We start from the raw sequence: 14,864 nt of genomic DNA on the forward strand, positions 1-14,864 counted from the left end.
TCAAACGCTCCGTCCGCACGGCAGCACGCCATAGCTCTGAAGTGCCCCTTCCCGTGCTGGCGACACACACACCTACTACCAGCATGATGGCTTGAACCAGTCCACCAGTAGGCGGCTGGATCACGAGACGCGGAATTATACAGAAATCTATTGGGCGATTGTTCCCAGCTGCCCAAAGCCGGGGACAATCCTTGCTGGGTATCCACCGCTACTGCTGCTGAGGGAGCTTTCCTGATGGCTCCTGGTTCCAACCGTGGATAACCCTGATTGACCCCAACCATGGCCAGCCCGTGTGGTCACCTTTCAGTGCTGGCTACCAACATGCGGTTTAGAACAGTCCTGCGGGTGGTTCCTCGCAGGGTAGAGGTGCGAGTTTGGAGCGGTGGCCGTCGTCCGGGGTGCAGCCCTTAAACGGCCCATCAGTTGAGAGCAGAACGGACATGTGGTGGTCTGCGTGGTCCCGCCACCACACGCTCATCCCTGTGGTGCCGTCCAGGCGCAGGAACTCCCAGGCACGCCAGAGCGCTTCGAGGCGGCTGATCGCTTCGGCGTGTTTCCACCACTGCGGGCACCAAGTCACACCACCCTGCACGTTGAGCTGCCGGCGGTAGCTGGTGGCCAGCTTGCTGCTGACGAATTCGGCCACGTTCGGGTAGAACAGCTCAGGCGCGTCCGAATCCTCCTCGGTTGGCTCCATCGGGTCTGCGGGGTCCTCCAGCTCCTCGTCCCACTCCCCCAGGCCCTCACTCATCAGAGGCACCCGCGGTGACCCACCGGTTCCCGGCTGCGGCCGCCGGCTTGTTCGCCGGGTCATGTGCGGTGATGGAGGCACGCACCGCGTCAGCGTGGGGCCCGTTCATCCAGGGCACCGTCCCCAGCAGGGCTGCGGGGGCGCCGGAGGCGAACATGATGGCTCGGCCGCGGGGGAACGCGGCCAGGTCCGACACGTCGAGTGTGCGTTCTTTTCGGTCGTCGTCGTGGCTGTAGGAGGTGCCTTGTTTGGAGCGGCTTCTGGTCATGTTGGAGTACCGGTATTCGCCTACGAGCTGTGCGAGTTCGTTGAGGAACTCGGCTTCGGCGACGCCGCCGCCGTAGACCTTGATGTTGGATGCGCTCCAGAGTTTGCGCATCCCGTCGCGGCCCCACACTTCCACGCCTTGGGACCAGGATTGGAGGATGGTCATCAGGACGATGCCCCGGGAGCCGTAGTGGCTGTAGAGGTTGGGCAGTTCTCGCCAGCGGCAGACGTTGGCTGCTTCGTCCAGGACGCCGATCATTGGTGTGGCGAGCCGGCCGCCGGGTGAGTGGACGGCGAGTTCTTCGGCGGCCTCGACTGTGGCCACGGTCAGCGCCGTTACCAGTGGCCCTGCGGTGCCTTTGCCTTCCTTGGAGAGGCTGTACAGCGTGCCCTTGGACCGGACGAACGCTGCCGGATCGAACTGCGGCCGCTCGTCTTCTTCGCCCTGCGGGGTCACCCACCGGGCGACCTGGCGGTTGGTCAGGCAGGACGCCATCTGCAGCGCCGTGCCGTACACGCCGCCGCGCTGCTTCTCGGGTGCATTGACGACGCCACCGACAGCGTTGGAGGTCTGGGTGAAGCCGTGGGCCTTGAGAATGTCCACCGCTTCGTCGTCCGCCGGCCTGGTCAGCCAGGTGTGAACCTGCGTGATCGGCCGGCCGTCCAGCGCCGCGGCGAGCAGGAGCCCGGCCAGGAGATCCTGCCCGGCAGGGTCGAAGTAGGCATCCGTTTTGGCGTCCGGGCCGCGGGAGCCTGCGGCGAAGTGATCGGCCAGGCGGGCCGCTTTCACTTCGTCCGTGACGTAGGACAGGGGGTTCCACCACCAGGTGGGTTCCTCGAGGGCGACCGCTTGGGGGTCGAAGACCCACACCGGCCCGTCGGCGGCTCGGACGTCGCGGGTGCCGTCAACGATGTCCCGCTTGTTGGAGGTCACCAAGGCAGCTCCCGGGGCGGCAAGGATCGCCGGGATGGCCCGGGACGTCGTCTTGCCCGTCCGGGGCCCCCAGATGTCGATGTGCATGTCTTCCCAGGAGCCGTAGACCATCTGCCCGCCCAGGACGGTCTTGCCGACCGGGACACCGGGTGAGCCTTTCACGCCCAGACGCTCGGCCGTGGCCGTCGCCCCGCGCAGGCTCAGCGCCTTAAGGTCCCGGCCCTTGGCCATGTGCTGGGCGGCGGCGTCCACCCGTGTCCGCTTGGACCGGCGGCGCAGCACGGCGCGTACGATGAGGACCGCAAGGGCGACGATCACGACGCCGAAACCGATCAGAACGCCTGTGGCGGCCGCCGGCCAGATGACCTTGTGGGTGAACAGGCCGATGACCAGTTCAAAAGGGTTGGCCGGCAATTTCTGGTTGTCACCGCTGATCATCGATCCCAGGTGAACGGCTCCGGTCACCGAACCGACCCCGAGCACCACGGCGGTGATGAAGATCCAGAGCAGGATCGTCTCGCCGTCGAGCCTGGATCGCTTGCCGCTGTTGGGTGCCCCCATCAGTTGTCCCCTTCGCCATTCCCGCTGTTTATGGTCCAGCGTTTGTTGGTGTCGTGCAGCGATTTTTCGACACTGGTGAGCTTCAAGGCCACGGGAACTCCTGGGCGGCCGCCGACTTTGAAGAGGAATTTGCCCAGGCCGGGTCGGACGCGCTTGCGGGAGCCGCCGACGTCGGTCCAGGATCCCGGATCGGCCCAGGAAATGAGGCGGGCCTGTTCAGCGCGGGAGAGCGTGACGGCTTTGTTCAGTTTCTCCATCTCAGCCCCGGGGAGTGCCCCGCAGACGACCATGCCGGAGCGTTCCACAAAGCCGCGGGCCTTCATCCGCTCGGACTCGGTGGGCAGGGCTTCCAGATCGCTCATGGTGTGCGTGATCATGGCCTGACCGACTCCTTCGGTGCGGTTGAGGCGCGTCAGGGAGTCAACCCGGTCGACCATGCCTTCACCGGAGCGCAGCGCCCGCCACAGTTCGTCCATGACGACGAAGTAGTTCCGGCGCGGCTCCAGACCGGCGTCGGCCAAGGTGTGGGCCACCTGGACGGTGGCGAACCCGGTGGACCAGCACGCCAGCAGGCAAGCGGCCTGAATATCCCGCTGCGTGTCGGAGATCCCCGAGAGGTCGAAGACGACCGGCTTGGTCAGATCCATCGGCTGATCGGTGGGCTGGGAGAACATGTCCGAGAACCGGCCCGACCCGTTAAGTGAGTACAGCGACTGGCGCAGCTGGTCCGTTGCGTCCAGGTACCGGGACATGTCGCCACGGTCCAAGGCAATCGCCCGCAGCTCCTCGGGCGCGTCCTTGATGACCTCGATCAGATCCCCGATCAGGGGCACCCGGTCCAGGCGCTCGTCCAGGATGTGCAGCGCGCGGTCGATCAGGGATTCCTCGTGAGAGCTGGGCTTGGCGTTGCGCACAATCGTGATCAGCGCGGTGATCATGTTCAGGCGCCGGTTGTGCGAGTCCGCCATGAGCTGTTCGGCCAGCTTTTCCGCCTTCGCCGCTGCGGCCAGCAACTGCACAGTTTCTTCCTGGTCCGAGGCCTGGTTGGCTTGTGCCCGGTGTTCTTCTGCCGAGGCGAGCAGCCGGACGGCCGCGCCCGTGGCTTCGCCAGGGTCCAGGACATTGAGGTGGCCACGTCCTGGCCCCAGGCTGATGACCTGGCCGCCGAGTGCTTCGATGAGATCAACATAATCGGGCTTCAGATCGCCCAGGATCAACGGGTTGATCCCCCGCCCGGACAGGCCCAGGACGATGTGCCGGACCAGCGTGGACTTGCCGTAGTGCGGCAGCCCGAGAACGAACATCGAGGGGTTGTTGATCATGCCGTGCATGAACCAGCTGATGGGATCTCCCCCGAACGGTGCACCGGTGTCGGTGTGAACACCGATCGGCACCCCCACAATCGGGGTACCGGACCCGCCCACGAAGGGCCACATTCCGCAGACCTGTACGGAGGTGCCGCGCCACTCGTCGGCGGCCGTCACGTAGACGGCCTCACCTTGCCCGCGTCCGCGCCAGCCCCGCAGGCCGGGCCGCCGTGCAACAGCAGCGGCGAGCCTGGTTGTGCGGGAAGGGGCGCTTTTGTGCTTGGTTTTGCTACCGAACATCACATGGCCTCGCGGATCTCTTCGGGCACCTTCAAGTGCTTGGGCAGGACCAGACCAAGCGGCAGGGACGCGGCAAAAGCCGAATCCTGGGAGCCGTAGACCCGTCGCAGCAGCAAGCGGGCGGACGGGCCGAGGTTGCCCTCCACGACGGCCACAGCATCCTCCAAGGCGCTGGCGGAAAGCACCGTGGCCGTGACGACCAGGCCGAAGTTCACCAAGCCCGCCCCCTTGGCTTCTTCGGCAGCCGTGGCCGTCGCTGCGCGGGCGTCCACCAGGGCGCGTGCCGTAGGCCGGCTGGTCGATGAAGCCCGGGTGAGGGCGTTGGTCTGGTCAGATTCCACAATGGCGGCCGCACGGCCCGATTCAATGGGCCGGTACAGCAGGGTGACGCGCTTACGGGCGATCTCCCCGTGCGGGGCGACGAGACGGGCGAGCACGGACGCCAGGACGTGGCCGCGCGGTGCTCCGGTCATCGTCCAGGACACCGAGTGCCCTGAGTCGTGCCGGTAGCTCTCCCAGCCGGCCTGATGTGCCGAAGGACCGACCTCGCCCCAGTCCAGGTCAACAGGGGTGCCCTGGTAGTGGGCTTCGTCAATGAGACGTGCGGCGGCAGGATCGTAAGCGACCCGAACCACTTCGCACAGCTCCTGGGCATTCAGCGGCGAGCAGGCCCCGGCTCCGGTGGATTCCAGGCGTTCCGTCAGGCCGGGGAGACGGGAGGCGAGATCGCGTGCGATCTCATCGGCGGTGCGGCGCTTGCCGCCGGCCCTGGCTGCTGCGCTGAACGTCAGTGCGACCCAGGCGCGGATCGTGGCCGACCCTTGAGGGTACGTCTGAAGGGCTTCTCTTAGCATTGCCTTGGCAATGGCCGGGGCGTCCTCATGGATATTCGACTCGACTTCCCGGCGCAGGCGCGCCCCGGAATCCGGTGCGGTCTCTACAGTGACCGATGCAGCCACGACGGCCGGTTCATTCGACAAGGACGCCAGCCAGCCTCCCCAATTGGCCACCCAGGCATCAATCTGGTCAGGATCGACCAAGGACGCGCCGTCAGGCTGCGTGCCGAAGACCACCGTGTAGTGAGCGGTGGACGGAAGGTGGATCAACGCGAACGGCCGGCCGTAGGAGTCCGCGAACTCGTAAAGCCTTGAGCCGGCGGCGATCCCCGGCAGCTGATACTCGCCCCAGGGAGTCAAACCCAACGGCCCTGAACGGTAGATGTTCGCGCGTCTGCGTCGCGCCGAGCGGAACGCCAGCCGGGCAAAAACCCTTTCACCCACGGACTTGTTGTGCTTGTCCGTCACCGAAACAACGGCCAGCGCCATACCAAGGACAAGCAACGACACCAGCCCGGCAGCCCAACCACCGACGAAGAAACAGATCACCGTGACAATCAGCCCGATGAAAAGGCCCGCCGTGGCAAGACCGCCCAGAGTGCCGATACCGGCCTTCCGCGGCCGACGCCAGTTGCCATAGGTCGGTTCCACGTATGTGTTTTCGATAGCCGCCACCTCAGGCACCCCCCGTTGATTCTTCGCTCATGTTCCTGACAGCCCCGGCAGCCGCATGGCCGGCCTCAAGGCCTTTCTGTGCTGCCAGGACGCCGACACCCACCGGGCCGGCTGCCGCCGCAGCCCCACCAGCCGCGGCTCCGGCTCCACCCACGGAGGCCGGGCCACCAGTCGCAGCTCCACCGCTGCCAGCAGGGGCTCCAGTTCCTGCCTGTGCACCGCTCGCTGCGGGCGGTGTTGCGGAGGAACCGTGACCGCTCGTCTTACCAGCCGTGCCGGCCGTCCCTGCTGTGCCTTGGCTCCCGGTGCCCGAAGGCCCCTGAGAGCCGGAAGACTGATTCGGTGAGCTGCTTGGTATGGTGCTGGCCGTTCCGCCCTCACCCCGGCCGGCGCTGCCCATGTTGATGGCGCCGGAAGCCAGCCCGCCGACAGCACCAGCAGCAGCGGCACCACCGCCGCCGGCAACCGCTCCAACCATCGGCGTCACGAACCGCATGAGGGCCGGCATAGCGAACAAGGCAATGACCATCAGCGCCAAGCCCGTGACAGTCGTCAACAATGCAGAGCCGAAGTCTTTGCCATCGCCACCGTTTCCGAAGATCTTGGTACCTGTGAGACGGAACGCTGTCGCGTAGATAATGGCCGCTGCCGGCTTATAGAGGATGAAGGCAATCAGCCACGCAGTGCACTTCTGGAACCAGCCCTTTCCGGCCTCCGTGTTGGTGAAGGCTGCCGCGGTGGGGAAGATCCCCGTGAGGACCACGAGCAGGCCACCACGCACGATCATGAGCACGATCTGGAGAATGGAAGCGAGAATCGCAATCAGCCCCAAAAGGATGATCATGACCGATCCAACCGGGCTAGTGGCCGAGAGCGCCAACATCCCGGTGATGTTGTCGTTGAACGACGTTCCATCCGTGGAGTTCTTGATAATCCAGGCCGAGAACTGATCCGCCGATTCGGTCAGCAGCCCCACCGCCGCGACGCCCGCGCCCGAGACGACAATCAGCGTTGCGAGCGAACGGGCGAGATCCCGCAGCGGCGCTCCCCGGCGTTCAATGATCATTTTGGCTGCACCCACCAATACAGACAGCACAGCAAGAGCAGCCGTCCAGAAGTAGAGGCTGTTCTGCAGGAACAACACCGAATCACTCGCCGTGGCTCCCCCTGGCACTTCCGTCAGGCTAGGCGTCCCCACGTTCACCCAGAACGTCCCGAGGGTCTTGACCGTCTGTCCCACGGCATCAGCAATTGCCTTGGCCATGTTCTTGATCGAGTCATTCGCAGCATCCTCGATCGCCGCTCCCGCATGGCAAAAAGGGTTTATTGCGTTCCATCCTGAACAGTCGGCCATTTACACACCTGCCCACTCGATGTAGCTGCTCAGATCCGCAATCTGCCGTGAACCGGTGTCCCCTGTGGCTGGTACAACAAACTTCCAGTCGCCGCCGTACCACTGCAACGGAACCGGAATGGATACGAGGGCTCCATTTGCTCCCTTGAAGGCAAGATCGATCACGGCTCGATCCGAGTCATACGAGCGGATCGTGTATCCGGCCAGCTGTGCAGTCACAGAATCCGGGACAGCGGTGGGAGATGACTTCAATACGGCATCACGTTCCGGGCTTGGGACTGCCAGTTGCTCGAATACGAGGCGGGCTTTGCCCGCGGCAGAAAGAACCGTGACGTTGGCGGCTGCGTATAGCGCTCCGGTTGGTGAGTGCGCGAAGCACGACCGAAGGCCGTTCGGTTCCGTCTTTCCGGGACCGAACTGCTTCGGTGACGTCGGTGCAGCGATCTTTCCGACCAGTTCCCACTTGGTGTCGGGCGCGGTGGCCGGCTTTGCCTGGTCACCGGACGGAAGGCCGCATACGCTGGCGGCGGCCGTGGCGTTGGGCTGGCTGCTGCCGGTACTAGGTCCGGCGTTGGTGGGTTCAGGTGACGGTGTGCCGCCACCTTTGGGAACCAGGGCCAGGATGATCCCAAGCGCAACAATGATCGCCACGACAACGGCCGAGATGATGAACTTGGGCTTGGTCAACGGGCTTTGTTCTTCGTTCCTTATCGGTTCCGTCATGGCTTGATTCCTCCTTAGACCAGGGCGCCGACGACGCCGCCGGCGGAGGCTGCGAGGATGCAGCCGCCCAGGACCCAGGCAAGGCGGCCGGCGTGTTCGCCGCCCTCACCCCGACGGTTGTTGATCATCATGGTTCCGGCGGTGATCAGGATGCCGGCGACGGCCAGGCCGAAGACGATCCAGGCGACCCACTTGAGGATCGTCAGCAGACCGGCGGAGCCGGGAGGGGCCTCACCTGTGCCCGGGTTCGGGATCTCGGTAATGACAAAGCCGGACCATTCCATGGCCTTGGAGAACAGCATTGGTTTTTCCTCTTTCTAGTTAGCCGGGAGCCCGGCAGCGGTGTTCGTTGCGATACGCACCTGGTCAAGCACGGTGCGGGCTTCCTTGGGAAGGTCCTCGGGCGGGACGTCGTGACCGAAGCGCCACACCTCGATCCATGGGAAATGCCACAGATGCGGTACTCCCCCGCCGATGACCCGGGCGAACTCGCGGATCTCCTTGGGAAGGCGTCCAGGAGCGTCGGCCAGGACAACAAGGCCGGCAATGTGGGTTCCTGGAAGACTGCCCGAGGCCCATTCGGTGGCGGCCAGCTGCGCGGCGCGAAGGCCTGACATGTTGGACCGGGCCACGAGGACGACGGTGGAACCAGCGGCCGTGATGGGCCAGCGGTGCTCAGCGGCCCTGGTGTTCTTGTCCAAGCGCGCGAGCGAGGTTTCACCCGCCCCGCCGTGGACGCCCAGCCACCAGTAGTCCGGGGTGATTCCGGAGACGTTCCAGTGGGGCAGCCTGTCCGCGGCGTCCGGCTGCGGAACGCTGAGCTGGGGCCTGGTGGCCCCAACGGGCGCGAAGGCCGGCGTTTCTTCAACGGCCGGAGGTGGTTCCTCCACAGTCTCCGCGAAGGTCATCCACCGGTTTTTTGAGATTGACATTTCACATCCCCCTGTCATGTCAGCAAAGATCGTATCTGTACCATCCGACACGAAAGGCCAAGAGTGACCCCCAACTACAACTTTAGTACCTTTCAATCACGTCTAGTACATCACAGTACCAATGGATGGGCTACGATGAACCTATGCTGTGGGACGGACTGAGCGTGGACCCTAAATACCTGGAAGCACTCTTCGCCAAGTACCCGGAGCGTCTTACGCCCCAGGACCTCGAAGAGATCTTCGGTCTGTCCCGCAACACGGTTTACCGGTGGCTCCAGACCGGAGTAATTCCGGCCTACCAGGTCGAGAAAACATGGCTCATCGCCAGAGATCAAGTCAAAGACTGGGTGTGGGAGAACCGGAACACGCTTCGCGAGGGCAAGACGCCACGAGCAAGCGAGGACCAGGCCCAGACGTAGCGGCCTTGAATGTGAGGGGGACACGTGCAGTATCGAAAGACCGGGCCGGTGCTGGTCATCGGGGCGGTTCTCGCCCCGATGGTGCTGGTGCTTTCCATCATCCTGTTCGGCGGCGGCTCCCAAGCCGCCGCCGACGTCTGCTCACCGGGGGCCGGCAGCGTCAGCGCTGACCAAAGCAAGCTGCCCAGGGTTGCCGTTGCCGGCTACCAGGGCGAACAGCTGACCAATGCCGCCCTGGTCATCAACGCCGGGAAAGCCCTGGGTTTGTCTGCCCGAGGGCAAACCATCGGTGTCATGACAGCCATGGGTGAGTCCGGTCTGCGCGTCCTGGACCTCGGCGACGGCCCGGGCCCGGACTCCCGCGGCTTGTTCCAGCAGCGCGGGAATGGCGCGTGGGGTTCCTACCAGGACCGGATGAACCCTACGACCTCGGCCACCAATTTCTTCAAGGCCCTGCAAAAGGTCAGCGGCTGGGACCAGCTCGAACCCACCACGGCCGCGCACAGGGTCCAGCGCAACGCCGACCCTTTCCACTACCAGGCCTACTGGCCGGCAGCCGTGGAAGTCGTGGCCGCCCTGGGCGACGTCAAACCCACCGGTGCCGGGGAGGCAAGCTCCTGCGGCATCCCGGGTGAGTCCGGCAAGGGCGATGACCTGCCGTGGCGGACAGCGCAGATCTACCAGCCCTCCCCCCTGGGCATGCTCAACCGCGAATGCGTCGACTTCGCCCTCTGGCGCGTCAACCAGCAGCTGGGCAGCGCCAGCGCGCCCTACAAGGTCCTCAACGGCACCTTCCGGCCCGATGGTGCTCTGCTCGGATCCGCCCTGACCTGGAAGGACGGATGGGACGCCAAAGGCTGGCCCACCGGCAAGACCCCCCGCGTCGGGGCTGTCGTCTGGTACGCCCCCGGCGCGGGTGGCGCGGACGGCACCTACGGGCACGTCGCCGTCGTCAAGGCCGTCAACGGGGACGGCAGCTACCTGGAAGAGGGCTACAACGGCAACCCCGCACCGAACGACCACACCTACTACACACGCAAGGTCCCGAACCGCACTCCCAGTGCCTTCCTGTACCTGCCCGGCAGCAACTAACCGGAGGAACCATGAAACGCGCCCTGACAGCCCTCGCGGCCGTGCTCGTGTGCACGGCCTGCGCCCCGGCGTCCAGCACAACACCCGCCGAACCGTCGCACAGCACCTCCACCACCGCCCCGGCAACACTGAGCGCCGGAGGAAGGTCCCAGGCCCCCGGAGGCACCGCCCCGGCCACCCTGGGCATTGCCTGGGACGAGCCGAGCAAGGCCACTGCCCTGGACACCGCGACCAAGGCCATGACGCTCTACGCCCGCCCCACAGTCACCGACAAGGTCTGGATCCAGGAGCTCGGACAGCTCCTGACGGCCCAAGCCGCAGCCGATTACCAGTACGTTGACCCGGCCAACATCCCAGCCAAAAAGATCACCGGGGCAGGGCAGCTCAAGATCGATGAAAGCAACGGCTTCGGCTGCCATGTCGTGTTCCCGACCAATGCCGGGGACTACGACGTGCAGCTGCTCCGCAGTGCGGCCGACAAGCCCTGGCAAGTCAACCGCTTCACACCCCCGAACGGCACCAAGTAAGGACAGAAGATGGAAACCCAAGCACTCGACTTCCCCAAGATCAACGCCGTTCTGCGCGCCAACGGCACCGGCGAAGTCACCATCAACGGCACCTCCCATCCGATCCAAGCCGAGGACGAGGCCGCCGTGCTCAGCCAGGCGCTGCAGCTCATCACCGAGACCGCAGCCCAGCTTGGCCGGCCCGTCCGGGTCAGCACCACCGACCCGGACGGGCAGGGCCTTATCGTCGTCACTCCCGAAGGCATCGTCAGCGAAGCCGCCCCGGCCAAGCCCAGCCGACGGAGACAACAAGACCCAGAGCCGGCCCCCGCCGCACCACAGGCACCAACCCGTATAGAACCGGCCGCCAAGGAAACCCCGGCTCCCGCTGCCCCCGTCACCTTCAACGAAGCCGTCAACCACACCCAGGAACCCTCGACCCCTGCCAAGGCAGCCACCCCGGAATCGGCCACGCGTCGGAGCCTCAAAGAGACGTCCTTCCTGGTCAGCGCGCCCGCGATGGAGCCGGCCACGCGCGGCTGGCGCGGCGCGCTCACCCGCCTGGGATTTCGCATGGAACCCTCCCCCGACGAACTCGCCGAGCGCGAAGACATCCGCACGGTGAGCCAGCACTGGCCCGGCCCCCGCACCGTGGCCGTCGTCAACCGCAAGGGCGGAGCGAATAAGACACCCACCGTCGTCATGCTCAGTGCAATACTGGCCCGCTACAGCGGCGCCGCCACCGTCGCCTGGGACAACAACGAATCCCAAGGGACACTCGGTTGGCGGACCGAACAGGGCAGCCACGACAACAGCGTCCTGGACCTCATTGACTCATCCCAGACCCTGCTCTCCCCCAGCACCAACGCCGCCGAGATCGCCCGATTCGTACACCACCAGACCTCGGACAAGTTCGACGTCCTGCGCTCAGACGAGAACGAGGAAGGCGACCACGAAGTGACCGCCGAGGAAGTGGACATTGCCCACCAGGTGCTCACCCGCTACTACCGGCTCATCGTCATGGACTCCGGCAACACCGCCCGGTCGGCAAACTGGCGGAGGATGATCCACCACACCAACCAGCTCGTGGTCCCCGTAACAGCCATTGAGGACCGCGCCGAGGCCGCGCGCCTGACCCTCCAGACGCTCGAATCCCGGGGCGGCCACGACGCCGAGCTCGCCCGTAACGCCGTGGTGATCGTCTCCGAATCCACCGACGCCAAACGCAGCATGAGCGGAGACGCGCTTAAACGCGCCAAAGACGAAGCCCGCAGAATCGCTGACGGCTTCACCCCACACGTCCGCGCCGTCGTCCGCATCCCCTACGACCCCGCCCTGGTCAACGGACCCATCCGCTACGACGCACTACAGCCCGCCACCCAACGCGCCTGGCTCGCCGCAGCGGCCGCCGTCGCCAAAGGCTTCTGACCTCGTCTAATGGAAACGACACGCCGAACGGGCCGCGTAGTTAACGGTACCGGTACCTATAAGCTCGGGCCTATGAGTGCAGCCATCCACAGACGCGTACGGGGTACAGGGGCCAGCAACGTCGTCCTCAAAGTTGACGTTGCTGCTGATGCTAAAGCTCTGGTGGAACGTCTTGCCACCCACATGGGGCTCTCCAAAGGACAGGCAGCCGAACGCCTCCTGATGAGCATCCGGCTGGATGCTCGCGGGTTGCCGACTTGGCCTGACATAGACGACTACCAGGAACAAGGAGCCCTGCCTATCGATAAGGCTTCCTAACGGAAGAAGGCCCCTCCTAAAAGGAGGGACCTTCCTAATCCTTCGCTCAGATCCCTCATCCGCCAAGATCCGGATCAGAGCTGTTACAACACCCACCCTGTGGGTGCCATTTGTGTTACCTCGAAAGGAACTACTGTCCCTATGGTACCGGAACCGGTATTGACGTCAACGCATGCTCTTGTGAGTGTCGCTCCACGTCCCAGACCAGAAGATGCATGGGGCCTTGCTCCGCTGATTGCTGGCGCGCCTTCGTACCGGTTGGGGCGGTGGATTGGGCAGAGGTTTCAATATCCTCGGCCGAAAAAAGCGCCGAAGATCACTCGCTCTCTGCCGGGACATCCTGCTGCTGTAATGGTGCACGGCCCGGATGGTCGAGTCTCCACTCTGTGCTTGGACTTTGATACCTCCAAGGCGCTGAAGGGCGTGGTGGACTCGGACGCGTTCCGGGTGGGTCGATTGTTGTCGGCGTGCGGCATGAGGTTCGTGGAGGATTTCTCCCCCAGCGGAGGACGACACCTGTACGTGCCGCTGCACGACCGGATGGACGCAGCGGAGGCCCGGGAACTGGTCGAAGCGCTAGGCCTTATGGCCACCAGTCTTGACCCGAGCCCCCATCAGAACATCACAGACGGCTGCATCCGCGTCCCAGGAACGATCCACAAGTCCGGTGGCCACCAAACCCTCATCACTCCCCTGTCCCAGGCGTACGACATCCTGCGCCGCCGCAACCCAGCACGTGGCTTAGTGCAGCTGCGTACGGCGTTGGCACCGGAGCTGGCCCGCAAACGCGCACTGAAGGCCCGAGAAGCGAAGACCGTAGCCGCTCAACGGACTGGCGGGCTACCGGCGCTCTCACGGAAATCCAGTAGTGAGACGCCGCTGAGACGGGTCGCGCGAACCGGTTTGTACGACACGGCTAAATACAAGGGCCCGTCCGAGGCTCGAATGGCCGTGCTGAACCACTTCAGTGCCTGTGGCTGGTCCCTTCAGCAGGTAGAAAACGAACTCGTCGGTCAGTTCCCAGGCCTAGCTGCCCTCTACGGATCTGCAGAACGCCAGGCAAGGCTCCTTCCTTACGAGTGGGCCAAAGCCCAGGCCTTCACCAACACAGCTTCGAGCACGCGAAAACCGCTCCCCCGTAATTGGGGGAAAAAGAGTGCACTTATTAACAACACAAGCCCTACCTTAACCACGGGGGGGGCAAGCACAACCAGCGGTGCCGCCTTACACCAACTCGTGAACGACTTGGAAAATGTTCTTTACGCAGTCCTTGACCACAGACTCCAAAAACGCGGTCGCGAAGGCCTCAGCCTCCGCGTACTGATCCGCGGATTGTTGGGATACATGCGGGCTAAAGAAACAGACATCCTGGATGTTGGTTGCCGCACTCTTGCTGTCGCGATGGGCAAACATCACGTCACCATCGCCAGGCTGCTGCCCATTCTGGTTCAAGCTTCTGATGGGATCCTTACTAAGATCGCCGACGCACGTCAGAAAGCGGCCGATGTTTACCTTATTCAGCTCCCTGAGCACTACCAACAGCTTGCACGGGAGCTAACGTGGCGAAAAGGAAAAATTCACGCCATCCGCCCCGTATTTCGGGCCCTGGGAGACGTGGCTGCCCTTGTCTACGAGGCAATCGAACGCGGGCACCACTCCCCCACCACCGTGGAAGTCGCTCGTAACAGTGGTGTCAGCCGCAACGCCTGCTCGGCTGCATTGGCTGAGATGGAGATGCTCGGCATGATCCAGCGCCACGGTGGAACGTGGAAAACCATTTCAGCGAACCTCCGCATGCTCGCTGCAAGGCTCGGGGTGCTCGACGACTACCTTGACCACATCCGCCGGAACCGCCAGGAACGCGCGAATTGGCATGCCTACCTCGATAGGTTCAAGACACTGCAGCCTGCGACCGCTGAGATCGATTTGTTCGATCCTGAAAGAGATGAGTATTGGTTACCCCCGGATGATGCAGCAGTGTGGCGAATATGTCAGCCGGCATAGGTCTCCGGTGCAGTTGGGTTTCGCTGGCAGCTACCAAAATGCTAGCGATCTGATAGTGCTTTAGTAGCTTTCGCTAGGGCATGCTTCAAGTGCGTCCAGCAATCCTACTGCGCGCCGGGAACCGTTGCGTTGAATGTAGGCTCATCCAGCAGTTCGAGGTTGGTCCTCGGGCCGGTTGGTTGTAGTACTGCGCTAGAGCGTTGACTTGGGGTGTGTATTGGTTCGCTGCCCGAGTACTGATACTACTTTCACAGTGCTATCGAATAACTAGTGTTTCGCTAGCAAGTTGCTCTCTTCATAGTCATCGGTCGGTCGTACCTGCCAGGCGCAACGACTAGCAGATTGATAGTGATTCAATAGCGATTTAGTAGCGAACAGTATTCGATATGACGCATGACCTCCCAGCCAGGGGGTGAGTAACGGCGCAGGTCCAGCTTGGGCGTCTCTCAACGCTTGT

General features: G+C 64.0%; 14 protein-coding genes. 6 read left to right on the forward strand and 8 right to left on the reverse strand.

The window, feature by feature from the left end:
* Positions 1 to 328 precede the first annotated feature (328 nt).
* The 8 genes from SB659_RS17300 to SB659_RS17335 are packed head-to-tail and all read right to left on the reverse strand — an operon-like array spanning position 329 to position 8,640.
* Positions 329 to 751: a DUF4913 domain-containing protein gene (locus SB659_RS17300; protein WP_410551230.1), complete on the reverse strand. Its 423-nt coding sequence runs from the start codon at positions 749 to 751 to the stop codon at positions 329 to 331.
* Positions 744 to 2,513: a type IV secretory system conjugative DNA transfer family protein gene (locus SB659_RS17305; RefSeq protein ID WP_410551231.1), complete on the reverse strand. Its 1,770-nt coding sequence runs from the start codon at positions 2,511 to 2,513 to the stop codon at positions 744 to 746. Before SB659_RS17305 ends, SB659_RS17300 begins: the two co-directional genes overlap by 8 nt.
* A complete protein-coding gene (locus tag SB659_RS17310) occupies positions 2,513 to 4,120 on the reverse strand; it encodes an ATP/GTP-binding protein (protein ID WP_410551232.1) in 1,608 nt (535 codons plus the stop codon). The genes SB659_RS17305 and SB659_RS17310 overlap by 1 nt, the downstream gene beginning before the upstream one ends.
* Positions 4,120 to 5,631: an SCO6880 family protein gene (locus SB659_RS17315; protein ID WP_410551277.1), complete on the reverse strand. Its 1,512-nt coding sequence runs from the start codon at positions 5,629 to 5,631 to the stop codon at positions 4,120 to 4,122. Before SB659_RS17315 ends, SB659_RS17310 begins: the two co-directional genes overlap by 1 nt.
* Position 5,632: 1 nt before the next feature.
* Complete coding sequence (locus SB659_RS17320) at positions 5,633 to 6,985, reverse strand: hypothetical protein (protein WP_410551233.1); 1,353 nt, start codon at positions 6,983 to 6,985, stop codon at positions 5,633 to 5,635.
* The gene (locus SB659_RS17325; RefSeq protein WP_410551234.1) at positions 6,986 to 7,708 is read right to left on the reverse strand and encodes a hypothetical protein; all 723 of its coding nucleotides are present in this window, start codon (positions 7,706 to 7,708) and stop codon (positions 6,986 to 6,988) included.
* 14 nt (positions 7,709 to 7,722) lie between these two features.
* Positions 7,723 to 8,010 (reverse strand): hypothetical protein, encoded by a 288-nt coding sequence (locus SB659_RS17330; protein ID WP_410551235.1) that lies wholly within the window; start codon positions 8,008 to 8,010, stop codon positions 7,723 to 7,725.
* 15 nt (positions 8,011 to 8,025) lie between these two features.
* Positions 8,026 to 8,640, reverse strand: coding sequence for a DUF6668 family protein (locus SB659_RS17335; RefSeq protein WP_410551236.1), 615 nt, complete (start codon positions 8,638 to 8,640; stop codon positions 8,026 to 8,028).
* 143 nt (positions 8,641 to 8,783) lie between these two features.
* Between SB659_RS17335 and SB659_RS17340 the strand changes: the two genes are divergently transcribed.
* The 6 genes from SB659_RS17340 (at position 8,784) to SB659_RS17365 (ending at position 14,407) form a co-directional block, all read left to right on the forward strand.
* A complete protein-coding gene (locus tag SB659_RS17340; protein ID WP_410551237.1) occupies positions 8,784 to 9,059 on the forward strand; it encodes a helix-turn-helix domain-containing protein in 276 nt (91 codons plus the stop codon).
* A gap of 78 nt (positions 9,060 to 9,137) precedes the next feature.
* Entirely contained in the window at positions 9,138 to 10,151 is a 1,014-nt protein-coding gene (locus tag SB659_RS17345) for a CHAP domain-containing protein (RefSeq protein WP_410551278.1), read from the forward strand.
* An 11-nt stretch (positions 10,152 to 10,162) separates the two neighbouring features.
* A complete protein-coding gene (locus SB659_RS17350) occupies positions 10,163 to 10,678 on the forward strand; it encodes a hypothetical protein (protein ID WP_410551238.1) in 516 nt (171 codons plus the stop codon).
* Positions 10,679 to 10,687: 9 nt separating this feature from the next.
* Positions 10,688 to 12,085: a MinD/ParA family protein gene (locus SB659_RS17355; RefSeq protein WP_410551239.1), complete on the forward strand. Its 1,398-nt coding sequence runs from the start codon at positions 10,688 to 10,690 to the stop codon at positions 12,083 to 12,085.
* A gap of 72 nt (positions 12,086 to 12,157) precedes the next feature.
* Entirely contained in the window at positions 12,158 to 12,403 is a 246-nt protein-coding gene (locus tag SB659_RS17360) for a hypothetical protein (protein WP_410551240.1), read from the forward strand.
* A 390-nt stretch (positions 12,404 to 12,793) separates the two neighbouring features.
* The gene (locus SB659_RS17365) at positions 12,794 to 14,407 is read left to right on the forward strand and encodes a hypothetical protein (protein WP_410551241.1); all 1,614 of its coding nucleotides are present in this window, start codon (positions 12,794 to 12,796) and stop codon (positions 14,405 to 14,407) included.
* Positions 14,408 to 14,864 lie beyond the last annotated feature (457 nt).

This window comes from Arthrobacter sp. SIMBA_036, from assembly GCF_046535135.1.
In the GTDB taxonomy this organism is placed as follows: Bacteria; Actinomycetota; Actinomycetes; order Actinomycetales; family Micrococcaceae; genus Arthrobacter.

Bases quoted from the DNA above. Each gene is read 5' to 3' on its own strand.
- SB659_RS17335 (WP_410551236.1), bottom strand. From the start codon at position 8,640: ATGTCAATCTCAAAAAACCGGTGGATGACCTTCGCGGAGACTGTGGAG.
- SB659_RS17320 (WP_410551233.1), bottom strand. From the start codon at position 6,985: ATGGCCGACTGTTCAGGATGGAACGCAATAAACCCTTTTTGCCATGCG.
- SB659_RS17305 (WP_410551231.1), bottom strand. From the start codon at position 2,513: ATGGGGGCACCCAACAGCGGCAAGCGATCCAGGCTCGACGGCGAGACG.
- SB659_RS17350 (WP_410551238.1), top strand. From the start codon at position 10,163: ATGAAACGCGCCCTGACAGCCCTCGCGGCCGTGCTCGTGTGCACGGCC.
- SB659_RS17340 (WP_410551237.1), top strand. From the start codon at position 8,784: ATGCTGTGGGACGGACTGAGCGTGGACCCTAAATACCTGGAAGCACTC.
- SB659_RS17355 (WP_410551239.1), top strand. From the start codon at position 10,688: ATGGAAACCCAAGCACTCGACTTCCCCAAGATCAACGCCGTTCTGCGC.
- SB659_RS17300 (WP_410551230.1), bottom strand. From the start codon at position 751: ATGAGTGAGGGCCTGGGGGAGTGGGACGAGGAGCTGGAGGACCCCGCA.
- SB659_RS17330 (WP_410551235.1), bottom strand. From the start codon at position 8,010: ATGCTGTTCTCCAAGGCCATGGAATGGTCCGGCTTTGTCATTACCGAG.
- SB659_RS17310 (WP_410551232.1), bottom strand. From the start codon at position 4,120: ATGTTCGGTAGCAAAACCAAGCACAAAAGCGCCCCTTCCCGCACAACC.
- SB659_RS17325 (WP_410551234.1), bottom strand. From the start codon at position 7,708: ATGACGGAACCGATAAGGAACGAAGAACAAAGCCCGTTGACCAAGCCC.
- SB659_RS17360 (WP_410551240.1), top strand. From the start codon at position 12,158: ATGAGTGCAGCCATCCACAGACGCGTACGGGGTACAGGGGCCAGCAAC.
- SB659_RS17345 (WP_410551278.1), top strand. From the start codon at position 9,138: ATGGTGCTGGTGCTTTCCATCATCCTGTTCGGCGGCGGCTCCCAAGCC.